20 protein-coding genes are annotated in these 24,340 nt (G+C 52.1%); 6 read left to right on the top strand and 14 right to left on the bottom strand.

Translation table 11 applies throughout. The features are described 5' to 3' along the window. Positions 1–61: 61 nt before the first annotated feature. From gudD to syd, 7 genes are all read right to left on the bottom strand, one after another. Positions 62–1,402 (bottom strand): glucarate dehydratase, encoded by a 1,341-nt coding sequence (gene gudD, locus HV237_RS05275; RefSeq protein WP_016154239.1) that lies wholly within the window; start codon positions 1,400–1,402, stop codon positions 62–64. A 20-nt stretch (positions 1,403–1,422) separates the two neighbouring features. Next, on the bottom strand, positions 1,423–2,763 hold the full coding sequence (locus HV237_RS05270) for an enolase C-terminal domain-like protein (protein ID WP_047357902.1): 1,341 nt from the start codon (positions 2,761–2,763) through the stop codon (positions 1,423–1,425). A gap of 2 nt (positions 2,764–2,765) precedes the next feature. Continuing rightward, entirely contained in the window at positions 2,766–4,118 is a 1,353-nt protein-coding gene (gudP, locus tag HV237_RS05265; protein ID WP_016154241.1) for a galactarate/glucarate/glycerate transporter GudP, read from the bottom strand. Positions 4,119–4,483: 365 nt separating this feature from the next. Next, the gene (locus HV237_RS05260) at positions 4,484–4,933 is read right to left on the bottom strand and encodes a flavodoxin (protein ID WP_047357903.1); all 450 of its coding nucleotides are present in this window, start codon (positions 4,931–4,933) and stop codon (positions 4,484–4,486) included. 19 nt (positions 4,934–4,952) lie between these two features. Further along, positions 4,953–5,735, bottom strand: coding sequence for a tRNA pseudouridine(65) synthase TruC (gene truC / locus HV237_RS05255; RefSeq protein WP_003825671.1), 783 nt, complete (start codon positions 5,733–5,735; stop codon positions 4,953–4,955). Further along, positions 5,735–6,064 (bottom strand): YqcC family protein, encoded by a 330-nt coding sequence (locus tag HV237_RS05250; protein ID WP_016154244.1) that lies wholly within the window; start codon positions 6,062–6,064, stop codon positions 5,735–5,737. The genes truC and HV237_RS05250 overlap by 1 nt, the downstream gene beginning before the upstream one ends. 631 nt (positions 6,065–6,695) lie before the next feature. Next, the gene (syd, locus tag HV237_RS05245) at positions 6,696–7,241 is read right to left on the bottom strand and encodes a SecY-interacting protein (RefSeq protein WP_047357904.1); all 546 of its coding nucleotides are present in this window, start codon (positions 7,239–7,241) and stop codon (positions 6,696–6,698) included. 68 nt (positions 7,242–7,309) lie between these two features. Between syd and queF the strand changes: the two genes are divergently transcribed. The 5 genes from queF to xni all read left to right on the top strand — a co-directional run bounded on the left by queF (position 7,310) and on the right by xni (position 13,802). Next, on the top strand, positions 7,310–8,158 hold the full coding sequence (gene queF, locus HV237_RS05240) for an NADPH-dependent 7-cyano-7-deazaguanine reductase QueF (RefSeq protein ID WP_047357905.1): 849 nt from the start codon (positions 7,310–7,312) through the stop codon (positions 8,156–8,158). Positions 8,159–8,271: 113 nt separating this feature from the next. Next, on the top strand, positions 8,272–9,636 hold the full coding sequence (gene ppnN, locus HV237_RS05235; RefSeq protein ID WP_003840366.1) for a nucleotide 5'-monophosphate nucleosidase PpnN: 1,365 nt from the start codon (positions 8,272–8,274) through the stop codon (positions 9,634–9,636). A 562-nt stretch (positions 9,637–10,198) separates the two neighbouring features. Then, complete coding sequence (locus HV237_RS05230; protein ID WP_016154247.1) at positions 10,199–11,488, top strand: HAAAP family serine/threonine permease; 1,290 nt, start codon at positions 10,199–10,201, stop codon at positions 11,486–11,488. Between the two features lie 53 nt (positions 11,489–11,541). Further along, the gene (locus HV237_RS05225) at positions 11,542–12,909 is read left to right on the top strand and encodes an L-serine ammonia-lyase (protein WP_016154248.1); all 1,368 of its coding nucleotides are present in this window, start codon (positions 11,542–11,544) and stop codon (positions 12,907–12,909) included. A 137-nt stretch (positions 12,910–13,046) separates the two neighbouring features. After that, positions 13,047–13,802 (top strand): flap endonuclease Xni, encoded by a 756-nt coding sequence (xni, locus tag HV237_RS05220; protein ID WP_016154249.1) that lies wholly within the window; start codon positions 13,047–13,049, stop codon positions 13,800–13,802. Positions 13,803–13,893: 91 nt separating this feature from the next. On the opposite strand, the gene fucO is transcribed toward xni, so the two are convergent. From fucO to HV237_RS05185, 7 genes are all read right to left on the bottom strand, one after another. Continuing rightward, positions 13,894–15,042, bottom strand: coding sequence for a lactaldehyde reductase (gene fucO, locus HV237_RS05215; RefSeq protein WP_046276144.1), 1,149 nt, complete (start codon positions 15,040–15,042; stop codon positions 13,894–13,896). Between the two features lie 27 nt (positions 15,043–15,069). Then, positions 15,070–15,717: an L-fuculose-phosphate aldolase gene (fucA, locus tag HV237_RS05210; RefSeq protein WP_003034062.1), complete on the bottom strand. Its 648-nt coding sequence runs from the start codon at positions 15,715–15,717 to the stop codon at positions 15,070–15,072. Between the two features lie 141 nt (positions 15,718–15,858). Then, positions 15,859–16,857 carry a LacI family DNA-binding transcriptional regulator gene (locus HV237_RS05205; RefSeq protein ID WP_016154251.1) on the bottom strand — a complete coding sequence of 333 codons (999 nt, stop codon included), beginning with the start codon at positions 16,855–16,857 and terminating at the stop codon, positions 15,859–15,861. Between the two features lie 66 nt (positions 16,858–16,923). Beyond that, complete coding sequence (locus tag HV237_RS05200) at positions 16,924–18,504, bottom strand: FGGY-family carbohydrate kinase (RefSeq protein ID WP_047357906.1); 1,581 nt, start codon at positions 18,502–18,504, stop codon at positions 16,924–16,926. A gap of 53 nt (positions 18,505–18,557) precedes the next feature. Beyond that, complete coding sequence (locus HV237_RS05195; protein ID WP_016157361.1) at positions 18,558–19,508, bottom strand: ABC transporter substrate-binding protein; 951 nt, start codon at positions 19,506–19,508, stop codon at positions 18,558–18,560. Between the two features lie 73 nt (positions 19,509–19,581). Then, the gene (locus tag HV237_RS05190; protein ID WP_003034055.1) at positions 19,582–20,565 is read right to left on the bottom strand and encodes an ABC transporter permease; all 984 of its coding nucleotides are present in this window, start codon (positions 20,563–20,565) and stop codon (positions 19,582–19,584) included. A gap of 3 nt (positions 20,566–20,568) precedes the next feature. Beyond that, on the bottom strand, positions 20,569–22,068 hold the full coding sequence (locus HV237_RS05185) for a sugar ABC transporter ATP-binding protein (RefSeq protein WP_046276142.1): 1,500 nt from the start codon (positions 22,066–22,068) through the stop codon (positions 20,569–20,571). 463 nt (positions 22,069–22,531) lie between these two features. Here HV237_RS05185 and fucI point away from each other — a divergent pair, with 463 nt between their 5' ends. Further along, positions 22,532–24,307 (top strand): L-fucose isomerase, encoded by a 1,776-nt coding sequence (fucI, locus tag HV237_RS05180; RefSeq protein ID WP_047357907.1) that lies wholly within the window; start codon positions 22,532–22,534, stop codon positions 24,305–24,307. The last annotated feature ends 33 nt before the right edge of the window (positions 24,308–24,340 follow it).

Genomic DNA, 24,340 nt, shown 5'->3' with positions numbered 1-24,340 from the left:
GACTGTGTTAAGCATACACCAGGAGAAAAACCGCCCCTTTGTGGGAGCGGTCCCAGTTCGCTTAGCGTACCATGCACGGACGCTTATTATCAAACGTCCAGTTCGGGATCAGATACTGCATTCCCATGGCATCATCGCGCGCTCCCAGTCCATGTTGCTGATACAGCTCATGAGCTTTCATAACCTGATCCATATCCAGCTCCACGCCCAGACCCGGCTTCGCCGGTACCTGCACCATGCCGCCTTTGATTTCAAACGGCTCTTTGGTCAGGCGTTGATTGCCTTCCTGCCAGATCCAGTGGGTATCGATAGCGGTAATTTTGCCCGGCGCCGCCGCCGCAACATGAGTAAACATCGCCAGCGAAATATCAAAGTGGTTGTTAGAGTGCGAGCCCCAGGTCAGCCCAAACTCATGACACATCTGCGCAACGCGGACAGAACCCTGCATAGTCCAGAAGTGCGGATCCGCCAGCGGGATATCCACGGACTGCAACGACAGCGTATGTCCCATCTGACGCCAGTCGGTGGCGATCATGTTGGTGGCGGTCGGCAGACCGGTAGCACGACGGAATTCCGCCATGACTTCACGGCCTGAGAACCCCTGCTCGGCGCCGCACGGATCTTCCGCATAAGCCAGCGATCCTTTCAGGTATTTACCAATTTTAATCGCTTCATTCAGCGACCACGCGCCATTGGGATCGAGCGTGACACGTGCCTGTGGAAAGCGTTTCGCCAGCGCCACAATAGATTCCGCTTCTTCTTCCCCGGCCAACACCCCGCCTTTCAGTTTGAAATCGTTAAAACCATATTTCTCATATGCGGCTTCCGCCAGGCGCACCACTGCATCCGGGGTCATCGCCTCTTCATGACGCAGGCGATACCAGTCGCATTTCTCATCCGGCTGGCTCTGATACGGCAGCGGCGTCGCGTTACGGTTACCGACGAAGAACAGATAACCCAGCATTTCAACTTCGCTACGCTGCTGACCGTCGCCCAGCAGAGATGCGACGTTAACGCCCAGATGCTGACCCAGCAGATCCAACATGGCCGCTTCGATCCCGGTAACCACATGAATAGTGGTACGTAAATCGAAGGTCTGCAAACCGCGTCCACCGGCATCACGATCGGCAAAGGTATTGCGGACCGCATTCAGTACGTTTTTGTATTCACCTAACGTTTTGCCCACCACCAGCGGAATGGCATCTTCCAGGGTCTGACGAATTTTTTCGCCGCCGGGAATCTCACCCACGCCGGTATGACCGGAGTTATCTTTGATAATCACAATATTACGCGTGAAGAACGGAGCATGTGCGCCGCTCAGATTCATCAGCATGCTGTCATGGCCCGCAACCGGGATCACCTGCATCGCGGTTACGACTGGGGTAGTAAATTGTGCGCTCATAATTAAGTCCTTATTCAAAATTAGTGGCGGCCGAAAACGGGACGTTTACGGTCAAAAGCCCATCCAGGGATCAGATACTGCATCGGGCCTGCGTCATTACGCGCGCCGCCAGGCAGCGCCTTATAGGCTTCATGCGCTTTCTGTACCTGATCCCAGTCCAGTTCCACGCCCAGGCCGGGCGCGTCGGGTACCGCAATTTTTCCGTGTTTAATCTCCAGCGGATTTTTGGTCAGGCGGCAATCGCCCTCCTGCCAGATCCAGTGGGTGTCGATCGCCGTTGGGTTGCCCGGCGCAGCGGCACCGACGTGGGTGAACATCGCCAGGGAAATATCAAAATGATTGTTAGAGTGGCAGCCCCAGGTCAGTCCCCAGTCATCGCATAGCTGTGCCACGCGTACCGCGCCGGAAAGGGTCCAGAAATGCGGATCGGCCAGTGGAATATCTACCGAGTTGAGCATCACCGCATGGCCCATCTCACGCCAGTTGGTGGCTATCATATTCGTTGCTACCGGCAGACCGGTTGCACGGCGGAACTCGGCCATCACTTCGCGGCCAGAAAAACCCTGTTCTGCGCCGCACGGATCTTCGGCGTAAGTCAGAACATCGTTCAGCCCTTTACACAAGGAGATAGCTTCATCCAGCAGCCAGGCACCGTTAGGGTCGACCGTAATACGCGCATCCGGGAAGCATTGTTTCAACGCGCGAGCGGTGTCGATTTCCTGCTCGCCAGGCAGCACACCGCCTTTGAGTTTGAAATCTTTAAAGCCGTAGCGATCCTGCGAAGCCTGAGCCAGACGTACCACCGCCTCACTGTTCATCGCCTGCTGGTGACGCAGGTGATACCACTCATGGTTGCCCGGCGTGCTGTCCAGATACGGCAGATCGGTTTTGCTGCGATCTCCCACGTAGAACAGATAGCCGAGCACGGTGACCGCATCGCGCTGCTTGCCTGGCCCTAACAGTTCGCAGACCGGCACGTTCAGCGCCTTGCCCAGCAGGTCGAGCAGTGCGGCTTCCAGCGCGGCCACCGCATTAACCCGCAGTTCAAAGGTCCAGGCACCTTTACCAAAGGTGTCAAAATCAGCGGCCTGGTTGCCTTTATGCACCTGCTGAACCACTTTATTCAGGCGCGCGACTTCCTGGCCCAACACTTGTGGAATCGCGTCCACCAGCGTCTGATAAATCACTTCGCCGCCCGGTGCTTCACCGACGCCGGTATTTCCGGCGTTATCGGTGAGCACGACGATATTGCGGGTAAAGTATGCGTTATGCGCCCCGCCAATATTGAGCAGCATGCTGTCATGACCGGCCACCGGGATGACCTTCATATCGGTAATAATGGGACTCGATTGTGTTGTCATCATCATTGCCCTGCGACAGGTTTCAGTTCGATACGTTTAATATCACCCACCAGCACCAGATAGCTCACTACAGCAATCAGCGCATGCACCCCGACGTAAATCAACGCACCGTTAAACGAGCCAGTGGTACCTACGATGTAGCCGATAGCAATTGGCGTAACGATACCGGAGATGTTGCCAAACATATTGAACAGACCGCCGCTCAAACCGCTGATCTCTTTTGGCGCAGTATCGGCCATCACCGCCCATCCCAACGCACCGATACCTTTGCCGAAGAAGGCCAGCGCCATAAAGCCGATGATCATCCACTCCACGTTGACGTAGTTACAGAACACCATCACCATCGACAACAGCATACCCAGTACGATTGGCGTTTTACGGGCGATATTCAGCGAACCGGTACGGCGCATCAGCCAGTCGGAAATAATGCCGCCGAGCACGCCGCCTGCGAATCCGCAAATGGCCGGGACCGAGGCAACAAAACCGGCTTTCAAAATCGACATACCGCGTGCCTGTACCAGATAAACCGGGAACCAGGTGATAAAGAAGTAGGTCAGTGCATTTATGCAGTATTGGCCGATATAAATACCGATCATCATTCGTGAGCCCAGCAGTTGCTTGATCTGCCCCCACTTCACGCTGAACGGCACTTTGGCTTTGGCTGCCGCCTGATCCATATTGATCAGCGCTCCGCCTTCGGCAATGTAGTCCAGCTCTTTTTGGTTTACGCCCGGATGCTGGTTCGGTTCATGAATCACCTTCAGCCAGATAAAACTGATAACAATCCCGAGACCGCCCATAAAGAAGAACACATGCGACCAACCCACTTCGTGGGTCAACCAGCCCATGATTGGCGCGAAGATTACGGTGGCAAAGTACTGCGCCGAGTTAAAAATAGCGACCGCCGTGCCCCTTTCCTGCGCCGGGAACCACGCCGCCACAATACGACTGTTGCCAGGGAAGGATGGCGCTTCGGCTAACCCCACGAGGAAGCGCAGGGTAAACAGCGCAACGATAATGCCGAAGCCGCTGAAGATATCGACGAAGCCCTGCAGCAGGGTAAACATGGACCAGATAAAAATGGACCAGAAGTAAACACGTTTTGAACCGAAGCGGTCGAGCAGCCAGCCGCCGGGGATCTGACCGATAACATAGGCCCATGAAAAAGCGGAGAATACATACCCCATCCCTACCGCATCCAGACCAATATCTTTGGCCATCTCCGAGCCGGCGATGGATAAGGTGGCGCGATCGCCGTAGTTGAAGGATGTGACGATAAACAGCATCACCACTATCCAGTAGCGAGCGTTAGTGCGTTTTTCCGCGCTGCTCGCCGCCTGACTTAATGAACTCATTGTTGCACTCCTGAATCTTGGCTTTCGCCAGTTCATTCTGTACAGCACCTGTAGGGTGATCAGAATGAGAGGTTAGTGTGTGGCAGTTTTGGTACAGCTCAGGGCCGTTTTATTCTGACTCGCTGCCTTTTCGGGAACTGACGGGAAAAGTATATGAAGGAGTGCCTCTTACCCTCACCGTGCAAAAACACAACATTGCGGGAGGTGAATGAGGTTGTTTATGGCATAAGCCTAAGGGAATGGAAGATGCTTCACGAAATTGGCGTTTGGTGGGCGTTTTGTTGCCGGGTAGCAACGCCTTACCCGGCCTACAATCCAAAAGAGAGTAACAGGCCTGTGCAAGCAAAGCGCTGCCGGGCGCAAGGTTATTTAAGCAAGGTTCCCCAGTTTTCTACCCAGGGATTGGATTCGCTTTCCGGTTCAGGATGCTCGCTGGCGTCAATCAGCAGCATTTCCCCAACACGGTGGGCGCTTTGTTCCTGCAACAGTGCATCGAACTGCTTGCCGCCATTGCAGAAATTAACATAGCTACTGTCACCCAGCGCAATTACCCCGTAATGCAGATTTGGCTGGAAACCGAGATTATCTTTGATCCCCTGAAACAGCGGCACGATGCTATCCGGCAGATCGCCCTGCCCGGTCGTTGAGGTCACCACCAGCACATATTTTTCCTGATATTCCTGCCAGTCGCTGAGCTCGGGATCTTCGAACACCGTGGCTTTATGACCCTGCGCCGTCAAAATAGCTTCGGCCTCTTCGGCAACCAGCAACGCGTTTCCGTACATCGTGCCGACAAAAATTCCAATTTCCGCCATAACCGTAATCTCCTGGGACTTAAGAATCTATCTGCTCATCCTGACCTGACAGCCCGCTGAACTCAACCCTTTCATTCTCAGGGAGAAGTCCACGCCAGCCAAACTGTGATAGCGCCTGCATCCAGACATCATCCAGCCCGGCGCGAATAACCAGCGGTTCGCCGGTAAAAGGATGAGTCAGCGCAAGCTGGCTGGCATGAAGCATCAAACGCTGACAGCCAAAGTGCTCAGCGGCGCTGCGGTTTTGCCGCAAATCACCGTGCTTACTGTCACCGATAATCGGATGGCGTAAGTGCGCCAGATGGCGTCTGAGCTGGTGTTTTCGACCGGTTTTAGGATCCAGTTCCACCAATCCGTAACGGGTCGTCGGATAACGTCCGGTCGCTACCGGCATCTCAACCGTCGCCAAACCGCGATAATGGGTGACGGCAGGCTGCGGGCCTTTATCATCACGGGCAAATTTATCGGCGATCTTATCCAGTTCTTCGACCAGCGGGTAATCCAGCACGGCATCATCCATCAGCCAGCCACGCACAATCGCATGATAGCGTTTCTGAATTTGATGATGTTCAAATTGCTGTGACAGCAGCCGCCCGGCTTCGCTGGACAGCCCCATCAGCAGTACCCCGGAAGTCGGTCTGTCGAGTCGGTGGGCGGTAAAAACGTGCTGACCAATCTGGTCGCGTACCGTTTGCATCACCACCACTTTCTCATCCCGGTCGAGCCAACTGCGGTGAACCAACCAGCCCGAAGGTTTGTTAACTGCGACTAGCCATTCGTCCTGATACAGAATCTCCAGCATCAGGCGTTATCACTTGTAAACAGTGCATCCAACTCCTGCAATGCCGTCAGGAGAATTTCGCGTTGCGGGTGATCGGCTGCCAACGCCATTTCGTAATACGGTGCGACGGCAAAAGCCTGCGGAAGCGGCTGAGCGTTATCAATCAGCGTATGCATGCGGGGAATCAATACCCATTGCAGCCACTCAACCGGCTCCATGGTATCCATACAAAAAGGCTGCGTGCTGGTAAACAGATGCTCTGCAGGCTCATCCAACCGCCAGTGATTATGTTCACGCAGTAGCGCTTCAAGCGCGTGTAACTGCTGGCGCACACGGTCATGAGTCGTCATGAAATTAACCTCAATGATGAAAAATCTGGCGCGAAGAATAGCACTAGTGAAGGGAAATAAAAAAAGGGAGCACTGTAAAAACAGTGCTCCCGGTTCGTTTCGCAGCGTTCCAGCTACTTTTAGTGCTCCCTGCTCATCCGTGACAACTTTTCCTGTGGTCTTGCGACCTTGTTCATCCTGAACTCGTGCATCCTGCTCACATCACCCCGATGTGAAAACTTCATCCTGAAGTGTCCTGGCCATCCTGACCCGCCGAACATCCTGACCGGCTCTCATTCTCCATCCTGGAGGTGTCCCTTAACGCATCCAGCGCTTTCCGCTTCGCTTCATCCTGAAGCCTGTCCTTGTAACACCGTCCTGGTGTGTCCTGCCGAAGAGCCATCATCCTGATGTTCTCTTCGTTGTGCGACTCCTTGTCGACAGATATAGAATCGCCTGTTTCGCCTTGTCTTACAAGATGCTTACAGACACTCCCTTAAGATTATTTTCGTATGAAAGTTGACAATAAAACATTAACTTTATGAATAATAAGGAATAATTATTTTATCCGTTCATTAAGTCTTTACTTATCACCTGGCAATGTCCTACAGGGTTTGTAAGAGATCTCTCACAAGGTTCAGGGCAATCTGGATTACAGAACTGGCTTAAGCTGAGTGAGAAATTCCGCAAGTGAGTCCGCCAGCACCGTTCGTTTACGGGTTCCCAGCGTTTCCTTGCACACTTCACCGGAGAGATTGCACACCGAAATGACGTCAAGCTCATTGTCCTGGGTGGCAATAAAAAGCGTAGGCGACAGCTTGAGGCGCTTTTGCGTAACCAGGTGACCAATCAGGTTTTCCTGAACGCGCCTAAAGTCGTCTTCGCTCCAGGTTTGCAGCAGCGTTAGCTTTTCATCCGCAAACTGCACGTGCATGTCCCCGGCAAACTGGGTGGTGTAAAAAGCGTGAACGGCTGGTTGTATCACGATATCAAAGGCGCGTTCAACCGCATTGAGATTTTTTTCGCCGACAAAAGGCTGAGGTTGCCAGAATACCGCATCGTCTGTGGAAGAAATGATGCACGGAGAAGGTACGCCATACAGCTCTTCGCTGAGGGGCCAGCTGTTGTTTTTTTCGTACCATGCGTCGCAATAACGTGTCGTAAAGGCTGTCAACGCCTGCGCTGTCAATTCGTCCACTGATTTCTCTCTTCACAAAAGCCAGGATACACTTGTCGCATAGTGTATCTGGTTTATGACGGTGAAACATGTCCTCTTATGAAAATCATCAGGCGCTTGACGGCCTGACTCTCGGTAAATCAACAGATTACCGTGACAATTACGATGCCAGCCTGCTGCAGGGCGTTCCACGCAGCCTGAACCGCGACCAGCTGGATTTACAGGCCGATAATCTGCCTTTTCACGGTGCCGATATCTGGACGCTATATGAACTGTCATGGCTGAATGCCAACGGTTTACCGCAGGTAGCGGTCGGTCATGTAGAACTGGATTATACCAGCGTAAATCTGATCGAATCGAAAAGCTTTAAGCTTTACCTGAACAGTTTTAACCAGACGCGTTTTGATTCCTGGGATGCGGTACGCCAGACGCTGGAAAACGATCTGCGCGCTTGTGCTCAGGGTGATGTCAGCGTAGCGCTGTACCGTCTTGACGAACTGGAAGGACAACCGATAGCCCACTTTAACGGCACCTGTATCGACAATCAGGATATCGTCATCGATAACTACCAGTTCAGCACAGAGTATCTGGAAAATGCCGTTGGCGGTGAAAAAGCGGTGGAAGAGACGCTGGTCAGCCATCTGCTGAAGTCTAACTGCTTGATCACCCACCAGCCGGACTGGGGCTCCATACAGATTCAGTATCGCGGACGAAAAATCGATCGCGAGAAGCTGCTGCGTTATTTGGTCTCCTTCCGTCACCATAATGAGTTTCACGAGCAGTGCGTGGAACGCATTTTCAATGACATTCTGCGCTTCTGCCAACCGGAGAAACTGAGCGTTTACGCGCGCTACACGCGACGTGGCGGCCTGGACATTAACCCATGGCGCACCAACACCGATTTCACCCCAGCAACGGGGCGTCTGGTACGTCAGTAATCTTTTTTCTCAATTTTGCGTGCCGGATTCCGCGCGCAAGGTTGTGAAAGGTCATAAGCCAGGGCTATTGTAATCAACAGGGAATGACGTGTTGCGTCCCATAAGGAGTTTACTTGATTACACATATTAGCCCGCTTGGCTCAATGGACATGTTGTCGCAGCTGGAAGTCGATATGCTTAAACGCACGGCCAGCAGCGACCTGTATCAACTGTTTCGTAACTGTTCGCTTGCCGTTCTGAACTCCGGCAGTTTGACCGACAACAGCAAAGAGCTGCTGTCACGCTTTGAAAGTTTCGACATTAACGTGCTGCGCCGCGAACGGGGCGTAAAGCTGGAACTGATCAACCCGCCTGAAGATGCGTTTGTTGATGGACGCATTATTCGCGCACTGCAGGCCAACCTGTTTGCCGTGCTGCGCGACATTCTGTTCGTCAATGGCCAGATCCATAACGCCGGTCGCTTTCAGCATCTGGATCTTGAAAGCTCGGTGCATATTACCAACCTGGTATTCTCGATCCTGCGCAATGCCCGGGCGCTACACGTGGGTGAAGCGCCGAACATGGTCGTCTGCTGGGGGGGTCACTCAATCAACGAAAATGAGTACCTGTACGCCCGTCGCGTTGGTACCCAATTGGGCCTGCGCGAACTGAACATCTGTACCGGCTGTGGTCCGGGGGCGATGGAAGCGCCAATGAAAGGCGCTGCGGTCGGTCACGCCCAGCAACGATACAAAGACAGCCGCTTTATCGGTATGACCGAACCGTCAATCATTGCCGCTGAGCCGCCTAACCCGCTGGTTAACGAACTGATCATCATGCCAGACATTGAAAAACGTCTGGAAGCGTTCGTGCGTATTGCCCACGGTATAATCATCTTCCCAGGCGGCGTAGGGACAGCAGAAGAGCTGCTGTATCTGCTGGGGATCCTGATGAACCCGGCCAACAAAGATCAGGTTTTACCGCTGATCCTGACTGGACCAAAAGAGAGCGCCGATTACTTCCGCGTGCTGGACGAATTTATCGTGCACACGCTGGGGGAAGATGCGCGTCGCCACTATCGCATTATCATAGACGATGCAGCAGAAGTGGCTCGTCTGATGAAAAAAGCGATGCCGCTGGTGAAAGAGAACCGCCGTGACACCGGTGATGCCTACAGCTTTAACTGGTCTATTCGTATCGCGCCTGATTTGCAGATGCCGTTCGAGCCGTCCCATGAAAACATGGCTAACCTGAAGCTGTACCCGGATCAACCCGTGGAAGTACTGGCGGCAGACCTGCGCCGTGCGTTCTCGGGGATTGTAGCCGGTAACGTGAAGGAAGTCGGGATCCGCGCCATCGAAGAGTTTGGCCCGTACAAAATCCACGGTGACCGCGAAATGATGCGCCGCATGGACGATCTCCTGCAGGGCTTTGTTGCACAGCATCGTATGAAGTTACCTGGCTCCGCGTATATCCCTTGCTACGAGATTTGCGCCTAACCTCCAACAGCCGCCAGCAGACGCTATCGCGGTGACAGTTTTGTCCATATCAAAGCCGGGTTTGGCGCATCAGCCTCCCGGCTTTTTTTAGTGATACCAGTCACATAGCTCAGACAATCATATAAATACCGATGATGTTTCATTAAAAATAGCGCGCTACGCAAACGATTACCTTTAAAACCCAACCGTGATTTATCTTAGGAAATTATTATTAGTCGCCAAAATCCTCTAAAAACAACAGTTTTTACAGCGTAACGCTCGTATCTTCGCGCCTTCGCTTTCATGATATATGTCGTTAATGTTAGCCTTCGCGCCCGTAAATTCGCTTTGACTATTTTTTAACAGATTAATGGTCCAAATTTATCCACATAAAAGGTGGATTATTGCATTTGGGATCGCGATCACTGATACATTCATTACTAAAATGTATCTTTCCGCCCGCAAATTATTACGGCGAAAAATTATATAAAAAATCGCTCAACGAATTTCGATTTACAGTCGGGTATTTTCTCATTGGATTGACCCCAAACCCGACTTTTTAAGCTTCCTCCAGGAGAAATAGATGGAAAACACTCAAACCAGCACTATCGTTACGGGCCAGACCCGCAGCGCATGGCGCAAGACAGACACCATGTGGATGCTGGGCCTTTACGGCACGGCGATTGGCGCGGGTGTATTGTTCCTGCCGATTAACGCAGGCGTAGGCGGTATGATTCCGCTGATCATCATGGCGATCCTCGCTTTCCCAATGACCTTCTTTGCACACCGCGGCCTGACTCGCTTCGTGCTGTCCGGTAAAAATCCGGGTGAAGACATTACTGAAGTTGTAGAAGAACACTTTGGTGTAGGCGCAGGTAAACTGATTACCCTGCTCTACTTCTTCGCTATCTACCCAATTCTGTTGGTCTACAGCGTAGCAATCACCAACACCGTCGAAAGCTTCCTGACCCACCAGCTGGCAATTACGCCGCCGCCGCGCGCAATCCTGTCTCTGATCCTGATTGTCGGCATGATGACCATCGTGCGTTTCGGTGAGCAGATGATCGTGAAGGCGATGAGCATCCTGGTATTCCCGTTTGTTGCCGCCCTGATGCTGCTGGCGCTGTACCTGATCCCTCAGTGGAGCGGTGCCGTTCTGGAAACCCTGTCCTTTGACTCTGCAGCAACCACCGGCAACGGACTGCTGTTGACCCTGTGGCTGGCAATTCCGGTAATGGTGTTCTCCTTCAACCACTCACCAATCATCTCCTCCTTCGCCGTGGCGAAGCGTGAAGAATACGGTGATGAAGCTGAGAAGAAATGCTCTAAGATTCTGGCATTCGCTCACATCATGATGGTGCTGACCGTTATGTTCTTCGTCTTCAGCTGCGTATTTAGCCTGACCCCAGCGGATCTGGCTGCAGCGAAAGAGCAGAACATCTCTATCCTGTCTTACCTGGCAAACCACTTTAACGCGCCGATCATTGCCTGGATGGCACCGATTATCGCGATTATCGCTATCACCAAATCCTTCCTCGGCCACTACCTGGGCGCACGTGAAGGTTTCAACGGTATGGTGATTAAGTCTCTGCGCGGCAAAGGCAAAACCATCGAAATCAACAAACTGAACAAAATCACTGCGCTGTTCATGCTGGTAACCACCTGGATTGTGGCGACGCTGAACCCAAGTATCCTCGGTATGATTGAAACTCTGGGTGGCCCAATCATCGCGATGATTCTGTTCCTGATGCCGATGTATGCAATTCAGAAAGTACCGGCAATGCGTAAATACAGCGGCCATATCAGCAACGTCTTCGTTGTGATTATGGGCCTGATCGCTATCTCCGCTATTTTCTACTCTCTGTTCAGTTAATTCCCCTGCGCCGCTCCTCGGGGCGGCGCACCTCGATACACAATGGACGCCTCATGATTAGCGTATTCGATATTTTCAAAATCGGCATTGGCCCTTCCAGCTCCCACACTGTTGGCCCGATGAAAGCAGGCAAACAATTCACGGATGACCTGATTGCACGCGGAATTCTCACTGACGTAACCCGCGTAGTGGTTGATGTCTATGGCTCCTTGTCTCTGACGGGGAAAGGTCACCATACCGACATCGCGATTATTATGGGCCTGGCGGGTAATCTGCCGGATACCGTAGACATTGATGCCATCCCGGCCTTTATCCAGGATGTGAATACTCATGGACGTTTGCTGCTGGCGGACGGTCAACATGAGGTCGAGTTCCCGGTCGACAAGTGCATGAATTTCCATGCGGACAATCTGTCCCTGCACGAAAACGGGATGCGTATTACCGCACTGGCGGGCGAAAAAGCCATTTACAGCCAGACTTACTATTCCATTGGCGGTGGGTTCATCGTTGATGAAGAACATTTTGGTTTACCGAACAACTCTCCGGTAAACGTGCCGTATCCGTATAAATCTGCGGCTGATTTGCAACGTCATTGCCAGGAAACCGGCCTGTCACTTTCCGGTCTGATGATGCAAAACGAACTGGCGCTGCACAGCAAAGAAGAGCTGGAACAACACTTCGCCAACGTCTGGGACGTCATGCGCAGCGGGATTGAGCGCGGCATCACCACCGAAGGGGTATTGCCGGGCAAACTGCGCGTTCCACGTCGCGCGGCGGCGCTGCGTCGTATGCTGGTCAGCAGCGACAAAACCACCACTGATCCGATGGCGGTTGTTGACTGGATCAACATGTTCGCGCTGGCCGTGAACGAAGAAAACGCTGCCGGTGGACGCGTGGTTACGGCGCCAACTAATGGCGCATGCGGGATTGTTCCTGCCGTGCTGGCGTACTACGACAAGTTTATCCGCGAAGTGAACGCTAACTCGCTGGCACGCTACATGCTGGTCGCGAGCGCCATTGGTTCACTGTACAAGATGAACGCCTCTATCTCTGGCGCCGAAGTGGGCTGTCAGGGTGAAGTCGGCGTTGCCTGCTCCATGGCTGCGGCCGGTCTGGCTGAACTGCTGGGCGGTAGCCCAATGCAGGTGTGCATCGCGGCGGAAATCGGTATGGAACATAACCTGGGTCTGACCTGCGATCCGGTTGCCGGTCAGGTGCAGGTACCGTGCATTGAGCGTAACGCCATTGCTTCGGTTAAAGCAGTGAACGCCGCACGTATGGCGCTGCGCCGTACCAGCGAACCGCGCGTGTGCCTTGATAAAGTCATCGAGACCATGTACGAAACCGGTAAAGACATGAACGCCAAATACCGTGAAACATCTCGCGGCGGTCTGGCGATGAAGATTGTCACCTGCGATTAAGTCCCACCACGTTTCAGGGTCTGTAGGCCGGATAAGGCGCTCGCCGCCATCCGGTCTACGGATAACGCTATTTCGCAACACTCGCCTCCCCTCGCCGTGAATGTTACCCTACAAACTTACTTGTTAGGGAGAACACCGTGGCCGTCCACCTGCTCATTGTCGATGCACTGAACCTTATCCGCCGCATTCACGCCGTACAGGGCTCACCCTGCGTAGAGACGTGCCAGCACGCGCTCGATCAGCTGATTGTGCACAGTCAGCCTACGCACGCTGTGGCGGTATTCGATGATGAAGCGCGCAACAGCGGCTGGCGTCACCAACGGTTGCCTGACTACAAAGCCGGTCGCCCACCGATGCCTGATGAATTGCACCAGGAAATGCCCGCCTTACGCGCCGCTTTTGAACAGCGCGGCGTCTGCTGTTGGGTCTCCAGCGGGAATGAAGCCGATGATTTAGCCGCAACCCTGGCGGTTAAAGTGAGCCAGGCGGGACATCAGGCTACCATCGTCTCAACCGATAAAGGCTATTGTCAGTTGCTCTCCCCGACGCTGCGTATTCGTGACTACTTCCAGAAGCGCTGGCTGGATGCACCGTTTATTGAGAAAGAGTTTGGCGTGCTGCCGCAGCAGTTGCCTGATTACTGGGGACTGGCCGGGATCAGCAGTTCGAAAGTACCGGGGGTTGCAGGTATTGGTCCCAAAAGCGCCACGCAGCTGCTCGTACAGTTTCAACATCTGGAAGGCATTTACGCGCATCTTGATGAAGTACCGGACAAGTGGCGCAAGAAACTAGAGATGCACCAGGAGATGGCGTTTCTGTGTCGCGATATCGCACGGCTGCAAACGGACTTACATATCGACGGAAACCTGCAGCAATTACGGTTGGTGCGATAGCTCTGTTGCCAAATGGCGCTGTGCTTATCTGGCCTACACGTCGAACACCCCGGTAGGCCGGATAAGGCTTTCACGCCGTCACGCTGAAAAATTACCAGGCGGTGTGGTACAGCTCAACGATATCCCCAAGATTCGCTTCACGGGGATTTCCCCCGGTACAAACATCGTCAAATGCCGCCTGCGCCAGCGCAGGAATATCCTCTTTACGTACGCCAACATCGCGTAAATGCAGCGGGATCCCTACATCGCGGTTAAGGGCGAAGACGGCATCTACTGCCGCTTTACGTGCCTCTGCCAGCGTCAGTTCTTCAACCTTAACTCCCATCACCCGGGCGATATCGCGGAATTTTTCCCCGGTGAATTCGGCGTTATAGCGCATCACGTGCGGCAGCAAAATGGCATTTGCTACGCCGTGCGGCGTGTTATAAAACGCGCCTAACGGGTGTGCCATTCCATGCACTAATCCCAGACCAACGTTGGAAAAGCCCATCCCGGCCACGTACTGGCCCAGCGCCATCGCTTCCCCGGCCTGGGTATCGCCCGCAACGGAACCACGTAATGCCCCGGCTATCATTTCAATGGCTTTAATGTGCAGCGCATCGGTAAGCGCCCACGCCGCCCGCGTGATGTACCCCTCAATAGCATGGGTCAGGGCATCCACTCCGGTGGCGGCTTTTAGCGCCGCTGGCATGCCGTCCATCATGTCAGCATCAATGAACGCTACCTGTGGGATGTCATGGGGATCGACACAAACAAACTTACGCCGATTTTCTTCGTCAGTGATCACGTAGTTAATGGTCACTTCCGCTGCCGTTCCCGCGGTGGTGGGGATAGCCATAACCGGCACGCTCGGGTTGCGTGTTGGCGATAACCCTTCAAGGCTGCGTACATCCGCAAACTCAGGGTTATTATTGATAATGCCAATCGCTTTACAGGTATCCTGAGGGGAGCCTCCGCCGATGGCGATCAGATAGTCTGCGCCGCTTTGCTGAAAGACACCCAACCCTTCCTGCACCACCGCAATGGTTGGGTTAGGAATAACGCCTGAATAGATTTCCCATGCCAGACCAGCAGCATCCATTCGGGAAGTCACCTTATCGACAACGCCGCACTGCACCAGATTTTTATCAGTCACAATCAACGCCTTGCGATAACCACGACGGATGACTTCATCGGTTAATGCACCAACAGCTCCCCGGCCAAACCATGCCGTTTCGTTCAGAATCATTCTGTTCGCCATCGTATTTCTCCTTTTCGCTATGCGAAATTACTCTTCAATGCGTAATCCGTAAGATTTGAATTTCTCCAGCACAATGGCGATCTCCTCGTCATCCAGCACCGGCACGGGGTCAACAATCGCCAGCGTGCTCAGATAAAGGCGGGCCAGAACTTCCACTTCATGCGCCAACCACAGTGCTTTTTCCAAATTCGCTTCACAAGCAATCAACCCATGGTGCTGTAAAAGCGTTGCCTTACGGTTTTTCAGGGCGACGCTCACATGCTCTGACAGCTCTCGTGTACCAAACGTCGCATAAGGCGCACACGGAATAGAGTTCCCCCCTGCCGCCGCAATCATGTAGTGAATTGCCGGGATAGGGCGATTAAGAATAGAAACGGCCGTGCAATGTACGGCATGGTTATGGACAACCGCATTGGCATCCGGACGCGTCTGGTATGCCGCCAGGTGAAAACGCCATTCACTGGAGGGTAATTGTCCTTTATCATATTTCCCGTCGTTATCTACATACACGATCATATTTTCAGTAAGTCTTTCGTAAGGAATACCGCTGGGCGTGATCAGCATCCCATTTTCATAACGCGCACTCACATTTCCCGCCGTCCCCTGATTCAATCCAAGGCTGGTCATTTCAAGGCAGGTTTCAATGATTTCTCGCGACAAACGCATTCTTTCCATAATGATTCTCCGGGTACAGTTTCCCCTCGTCTTTATTGCGAAAAATGCAGCCGCAGAGTAAGACGGGTCAGGTTTCAGATACAGGCAGCCACTGAACGTATATATTCAGGTTCAGTAGGCCGATTTATTTATAGCGGCGTATTAAGGTTGTCTTACGCGCTTAATAAGTTTCATCTCAACTTTTACAGTTTCTTTAATTGGCTGGTCATCAATAGCACTCATCATCATATCGAACGCTTTTTCCGCCCAAACATTTTCATCCTGCTGCATTGACCAGACATTATTGGCGAGGAATCCCAGCATCGGGTGTTCATCGAATGTCCCAATATTAATTTCAGGTGGAATTGTGCCAAAACGATTACGAATAGCGTTAATGGCCCCTTCCAGTACGGGTAATGATGAGGCGATAAATGCCTGTGGGCAGCCCTGTTCGCCGATCAACTCATCCATAAGTCGATAACCTCCCTCGGGCGTGTTGTCCGGCCCTTCGCGCACCCAATCGCTATGCAAAATACCATTATTGTTCAATGCATTAAGATAACCTTGTAAACGGTCGCCGATGCTGGGCAATCCGGTATCTCCCACCAAAAACCAGATCGGCGACTTTCCAGCGTCAAACAAACTTTGCGTCAATTTTTCGCCGCCCAAAATGTTATGGCTTTCTACCAGAGCGTTATCGGTATACTTAAAATCACGGTCAAGTAACACCATCGGTTTTCTGACCTGACGTAAATGGTGCTGCTGATTCTCTAATGTTGAGGGAACAATAAAAAGGCCATCGACATTGCGAGCTATTAACGCTTTGGTCAGTTTATTTTCGTAATCAACATCGTCATAGGTACAGCTAATCGTTAGCTGATAACCGGAACGACGACAGCGTTGCTCAAGTTTTTCTGCGAGTGTGGCAAAAAACACGTTGGAAATATTGGGCACAATCAATCCCAACGTATCCGTTTTATTCAATTTCAGGCTGCGTGCTGAATGGTTAATGACGTAACCATAGCGCTCGACATATTCATTAATACGCGTTTGGGTTTTGACACTGATTCGATATTGCTCTGCTTTCCCGTTCAGCACCAGTCGTACGGTCGTAACCGATAAATTCAGATCGCTGGCTATCTGTTCTACTGTTTTAGCCATTTATATGCCCCAGTTCACATCCAAAAACGTCAATCTACAATCATAAAAGTATTTTAAACTTTTGTCTTACTGCATAAGTTGGTTAATCGCCTGCTGCTGATCCCACATCATCAGATAAGCCTGATATTTGCGGTCATAGAAGTTCCGCCGTGCCGGGTTAGCCTTAATCACCTCGCCTGATCGAACCATCGCCTGGCATGCAGATGGAATATTTTCCCACGCGCCGCAGGCAACCGCGCCGGTGATGGCCGCACCTAACGTCACTGCATCCTCTTCCTGCATCAGATGAATATCGCATCCGGTGGCATCGGCATATTCTCGCAACCACAGTGGGTTATGCGTTGCGCCGCCGCACAGCGTCAGTCGGGAAATGGTGTGACCGTTTTCGCGCATCACTTCCATAATATGCCGCGTACCGCAGGCGATCGCCTGTAATGTCGCCAGGTACAGACGAGCAACCTGCATCTCGCCTCGCTCAAGAGTCAAACCGCAAACACTCCCCCGGGCATCGGGTCGCGCGCGCGGTGAACGATTACCGTGATGATCGGCCAGCACATGCAAATAACGACCTGGCTCTAACTCCAGCTCCTCAAGTGCGGCAACCCATTCATTAACTAAAACGATGGGATGGCAACCCCGCGCCTCAGCCTTGTGAAATAGCGCCGCGCTGGCTCCTGACTCCTGAAGCGTCCAGTCGACTAACGCCCCAGCAGCACTTTGCCCCCCTTCTGTCAGCCAGTAGCCTGGCAGCATGGCTGACCAGTACGGCCCCCATACACCTGGTGTATGAATTTCCTGCTCGCTGCACAGCATATGGCAATTTGACGTTCCGCTGATCAACGCCAACGTCCCCTCAGGCTCAACACCGGCAAGCGCTACTCCGCCCGCATGGGCATCAATCATTCCGCTGGCGACGACCACTGCAGTCGTCAGCCCCAGCGCCTGGGCCGCATCGGCGCTAAGCGTTCCAACGGCAGCGCCTGGCGGCAGGATCCGCGACGGGATTTTTCCCAACAAATCCGTTAGCTCAACAGCGTCAAGCAGGGAGTGGCTAAAGCGTTGTTCATGTGCCAGATAGTTCCATTTACACGTCAGCGTGCACAGACCAGCAACATCACAGGCGGTAGCTTTAGAGACCAGAAAGTCCGCCAGATCGTAGAAGCGATGCGCACTCTGCCAGGTGGCTGGAAAATGGTTTTTCAACCACAGTACTTTAGGAAGCTCCATTTCGACGCTGACTTCACCGCCAACGTAGCGCAAAGCCGGATCCTGCGTGGCGTTTATACGTTGCGTCTCCCGCGCCGCACGATGATCCATCCACATGATGATGTTATGGTCTGATGGTTCGCCTGGTGAAACCGCCAGGCCCCGCCCCAGTTCATCCAGTGCCACCAATGAACAGGTGGCATCAAATCCCAATGCGCGGATCTCCTCAATGCGAACCCCGGATGACGACACCGCTTCCTTCACTGCATGGCAAACCTGCTGCCAGATTTCTGCAGATGACTGCTCAACCCGCTCAGGACCGGGTCGAAACTGCGAGATGGCGTGTGTCGCAAAAGCCAGCCGTTTGCCACTGGCATCAAAGACACCAGCCCTGACGCTGGCGGAACCGACATCCACACCGAGGAAATATCCACTGCCCATAGTAACTCCCTGACGCTGGCGAATGATGGGGCGAGCACGTCGCCCCAACGGTGTTATTTTTTACCGAATGGGTGTAACAGCTTGTCAATTTCCGGGGTGTCAATGTTCTTCGCATTAACGAATTTAACCGGAATATCAATTTCTTTCGGTACAGACTGACCCGATACCGCTGCATTTAGTGTCTTGATACCCTGGTAGCCAATCTGATAAGCGTCCTGCACGACAAAGCCCTGAATGACCCCAGACTTCAGGAAAGCAATGATTGCCTCGGTGCTATCAAAACCAATCACTTTCACTTTACCTTTCAGGTTTTGACTATCAATGGCGTTTGCTACGCCCAGCGTTGAGCCTTCATTGGTGCCATAAATCCCTGCAATATCAGGGTTGGCCTGGATCATATCGATGGTTTTATCCATCGCTTTTTGCGGATCGCCATCGCTGTACTGGACCGGTAGCACCTGGATTTCCGGGTATTTCTCCTTCATGCGGGCAATAAACCCTTCCGAACGCTCAATCGCTGAGGAGGTCCCCGCTACGTGCGCAATAATGCCCACTTTACCTTTGCTGCCCACTTCCGCTGCCAGTGCATCCGCCGCTTCAGCACCGGCTTTACGGTTATTCGTGGCGACAAAGCTCACCGGGATATCGGAATTCACGCCGGAGTCAAACGTCACAACTTTAATGCCGCGTGAATTTGCGGTCTCAACTAATGGCGCCAGCGCATTGGCATCTAACGCTGCCAGCAATAGCCCATTGGGTTTTTGCGCCATCGCGTTTTCAACTAGCTGAATCTGCTCGGCAATCTGAGTTTCATCCGCCGGGCCAACATAGCTGGTTTTATCACCCGACTCTTTTGCTGCCGCTTCCGTCCCCATTTTTACGGTTTGCCAGAATTCATGCTGGAAACCTTTACTGACCACCGGAAGGTTCATATCTTTAGCCAATACGCTGGATGTCATACAGGCCAGCAGGGATAACGCATAGACAAAATTCCTGGTTCTCATTGTTTTACTCCGTTCTGAGTGAGTCACCCTAAACGTCAGGGTTATGATGCCCCGTGACTTCCGGGAGCGTAAATCAACGAATTTTTTTGCGTAATGTATCGAGATAAACCGCAGCAATGACCACCACGCCCATGGCCACCATTTGCCAGAACTGGGAAACCCCCATCAGGTTCAGACCGTTTTTCAACACGCTCATAATGAATGCGCCGATGATAGTCCCGCCGATGGTGCCAATTCCTCCCATCAGGCTCGTACCGCCAATAACAACCGCCGCGATGGCTTCCAGTTCATAACCCACACCAACCGTTGGCTGACCAGAGTTCAGACGTGAGGCCAGAATAACACCGGCGATCCCGGTCAGCAGACCACAAAAGGCGTAGACGAAAATTTTGACGCGTTGAACTTTAATACCGGAAAGATGTGCGGCCACCTCATTGCTACCTACAGCGTAAACATAGCGACCAATCACCGTTTTCTTCAGGATGTAGGCGGCGATTAGCGCCACCACCACCAGGTAAAAAACGGGATAAGGCAACACATCGAACAAACGTCCCTGGGCCAGCATTTTGAAGGTGGGGTAATCAGCGAAATAAATCGCACGACCATCTGTCATCACCATATTGATGCCTCTGACGGACATCATCAGGCCCAGCGTGGCGATAAAAGGCGGGATAGTCATTTTGGTGACCAGCAGACCATTGATATAGCCGCATAATCCACCGGCCAGCACCCCGGCCAGAATACATACGGGCAGAGGCAATCCCAGCGTGGCGCTGATGCCTACCGCAACACCCGAAAAGGCCACCACCGAGCCAAGAGAAAGGTCGATTCCTGACGTGATAATGACGAAGGTAACGCCAATCGCCATAATGCCAATCACTGAAGTTTGCAGAGCGATTGTCATGATGTTTTCAGTGTTAAAGAAAAATGGCGAACCAAAGCTAAAAAATATTACTAAAATAATCAGACTCAAAAGCGGCGCAAGGCGCATTAAAAGCTCTTTGTTAATTTTTATTTTCTTATTATTGCTGTCTGAAGAGGTTACAGAGATAGTCATAAATTAGTCCTCTAACGTCGCATATTGCATGATTTTTTCTTGTGTGGCGTCATCAGAAGCTAACTCCCCGGTAATACGTCCATTACGCATCACTAAAATGCGATCGCACATACCCAGCACTTCCGGTAATTCAGAGGAGATCATGATAATTGACTTCCCTTTTGCCACCAGTCGATTCATTAATTCATAAATCTCAAGTTTGGCACCCACATCAATACCGCGAGTGGGTTCATCAAAGATGAGAATATCGGTGTCTTTACACACCCATCTGGCAATAATAATTTTCTGCTGATTACCACCACTTAAATTCAGAGCAGCCTGTTCTAAATGTGGTGTTTTAATGCGTAGGGCTTTCACCTGTTCTTCGCTGGTTTTCTGACAACGTTTGCTGTCCACGTTGCCATAACGATCGGAATACTCAGGATAATTGCCCAACATAATATTGCGCTCAACGGACAGTCCTAATGCCAGCCCCTCTTTTTTCCTGTCCTCGGTTAAATAGCTGATACCCTGTTTGATAGCATCAGGAATATCTTTAATTACCGTCACGTTACCGTTCAGCTTGAGGGTTCCGCCATCAATGGGATCCGCACCAAAAATCGCCCGCGCCAGCTCAGTTCGTCCTGCCCCCATCAGACCGGCGAAGCCCAAAATTTCGCCCTGATACAGAGTGAAATCAATATTGTTTAATACGCCATTGCGCGTCAAACCGCTTACTTCCAACACCGGCTTGCGTTGAGCCAAAGGTTCGCGGCGAGGATAGATATTGCCAAGATCGCGCCCAACCATCATGGCAATCAGATCGCTAATTTTAACCGCATCATAATCCACAGTGGCAATAAACTGACCATCCCGCATCACCGTCGCGCGATCGGCGATCAGCGCCAGTTCCTCTAATCTGTGCGAGATATAAACAATGCCCGTTCCCTGTTCTTTCAGCAAACGAGTTACCTGAAATAAGCTGTCAATTTCCGTTTCGGTCAGCGCTGCCGTCGGTTCATCCATAATAAGAATCTTGGCATTCACCGATATCGCTTTAGCAATCTCAACCATTTGTTGTTGCGCGACGGTCAGATCGGCCACCAGCGTTTCTGGAGAGATATTCAGGTTTAATTTTTGCAAAATATCGATAGCTGCCTGTCGCTGTTGTTTTTCATCCAGACGCCAGCGATTATTTTTGCAAAACTCCCTGCCAATAAATATATTTTCTTCCACCGTGAGTTCAGGGAAAAGGTTAAACTCCTGGTGAATGATGGTGATACCTGCGCTTTGTGCACTCAACGGATTCGCAAAAGTAACAGGTTGTCCCTCAAAAATAATATCCCCTTCATCAGGCTGATAAACACCGGATAAAATCTTCATCAACGTAGACTTTCCTGCGCCATTCTCACCCAGCAGCGCATGAACCTCTCCTTTGCGTAAAGCAAAATCCACATTACTCAACGCTAATACGCCGGGAAAACGTTTCGTAATATGACTCATCTGTAAAAATGTTTCAGACATTGCTGCTTTCCTCAATATACAGAAACTGCAATCAGTGAATCAGGCGCAAAACGTTGCCAGGAAGCCATCGTCACCGTTAATGCGAATACTACCTATAAGTTCATATGCGTTTTATCAATTATGCTAACTCGAGTTAGCGAAGTGCCTTTTAAAGCTATTTTAGCTACTCAAAATAGCCAAATCATTTGGTTTAAAACTGTGACGCTGAACAGACAATTTATTACAACCAATTAATTTAAAAAGGATTTATTGAAAATACCCGTCCTGGTTTATTTGACGCAGATCGAATTTTAACCACTTCTCGTGAAGCCTCTCACAGTTCCACAACAAAAAAGTTGTGCAAAAAACTCTCTAATACCTAAGCTAACTCGAGTTAGCAAAAATGAGTTATTCAGCCAACTGCGACAGTGGTGTTCAACATCCGCTTTTGCAGCACGGCATAAAGTGAGATGAGGAACCTCGAATGAACAAAAATAGCTTACCGAAAATTGGAATTCGTCCGGTGATTGATGGGCGCCGTATGGGTGTTCGTGAATCGCTCGAAGAGCAAACCATGAATATGGCTAAAGCCACTGCTGCGCTGATCACAGAGAAACTTCGTCACGCCTGTGGCGCACAAATTGAATGTGTGATTGCCGACACTTGCATTGCCGGGATGGCTGAATCTGCCGCCTGTGAAGAAAAATTCAGCAGCCTGAACGTAGGCGTGACGATTACTGTGACCCCATGCTGGTGCTACGGTAGCGAAACCATCGACATGGATCCGATGCGCCCGAAAGCTATCTGGGGCTTTAACGGAACAGAACGTCCCGGCGCAGTTTATCTGGCCGCAGCATTGGCTGCGCATAATCAAAAAGGACTTCCCGCCTTCTCTATTTACGGCCATGACGTACAGGATGCCGGCGATACCACGATCCCTGCCGATGTTGAAGAAAAATTGCTGCGCTTTGCCCGTGCGGGCCTGGCGGTTGCCAGTATGAAAGGCAAAAGCTACCTGTCCGTAGGCGGCGTTTCAATGGGCATTGCTGGCTCGATTGTCGATCATAACTTCTTTGAATCCTGGCTGGGAATGAAGGTTCAACCCGTTGATATGACCGAACTGCGTCGTCGCATCGACCAAAAAATCTATGACGAAGCTGAGCTGGAAATGGCGCTGGCGTGGGCGGATAAAAACTTCCGCTACGGTGAAGATCAGAACGCACAGCAATATAAGCGTAACGCAGAGCAGAGCCGTGCGGTGCTGAAAGAGAGCCTGCTGATGGCCATGTGCATTCGCGACATGATGCAGGGTAACCAGAAACTGGCAGACAAAGGTCGGGTTGAAGAGTCGCTGGGGTACAACGCGATTGCCGCAGGCTTCCAGGGCCAGCGTCACTGGACCGATCAATACCCGAATGGCGATACCGCCGAAGCACTGCTCAACAGCTCCTTTGACTGGAACGGCATTCGCGAACCGTTCGTTGTCGCCACCGAAAACGACAGCCTGAACGGCGTGGCGATGCTGTTTGGTCATCAACTCACCGGCACAGCGCAGGTCTTTGCCGATGTGCGCACCTACTGGTCGCCAGAGGCGGTTGAACGCGTCACGGGTAAACCGCTAACCGGCCTTGCTGAGCACGGTATTATTCACCTGATTAACTCCGGCTCGGCAGCGCTGGATGGCTCCTGCAAACAGCGCGACGGCGAAGGGAAACCGACCATGAAGCCGCACTGGGAAATCTCACAGAAAGAGGCGGATGATTGCCTGGCGGCTACCGAATGGTGTCCGGCTATTCACGAATACTTCCGCGGCGGCGGCTATTCTTCTCGCTTCCTGACCGAGGGCGGCGTGCCGTTCACCATGACCCGCATCAACATCATCAAAGGCCTGGGCCCGGTGCTGCAAATCGCGGAAGGCTGGAGCGTGGAATTGCCGAAAGAGATGCACGACCAGCTTGATGCGCGCACCAACTCCACCTGGCCAACCACCTGGTTTGCCCCGCGCTTAACCGGTAAAGGCCCGTTCAGCGATGTCTATTCCGTCATGGCTAACTGGGGCGCAAACCACGGCGTACTGACGATAGGTCACGTGGGCGCGGACTTTATTACGCTCGCCGCCATGCTGCGTATCCCGGTTTGTATGCACAACGTGGAAGACGAAAAAATTTACCGCCCTTCAGCCTGGGCAGCCCATGGTATGGATATGGAAGGCCAGGATTATCGCGCCTGCCAGAACTACGGCCCGCTGTATAAGCGTTAATGCGACTCTGGCCCGGTGGCGCAAGCTTACCGG

Origin of the sequence: Citrobacter sp. RHBSTW-00570 (genome assembly GCF_013739755.1) — a bacterium.
GTDB classification, from domain to species: domain Bacteria; phylum Pseudomonadota; class Gammaproteobacteria; order Enterobacterales; family Enterobacteriaceae; genus Citrobacter; species Citrobacter braakii.
Note: the sequence above shows the minus strand (reverse complement) of the source record. Positions and strands in the feature narration are given on the sequence as shown.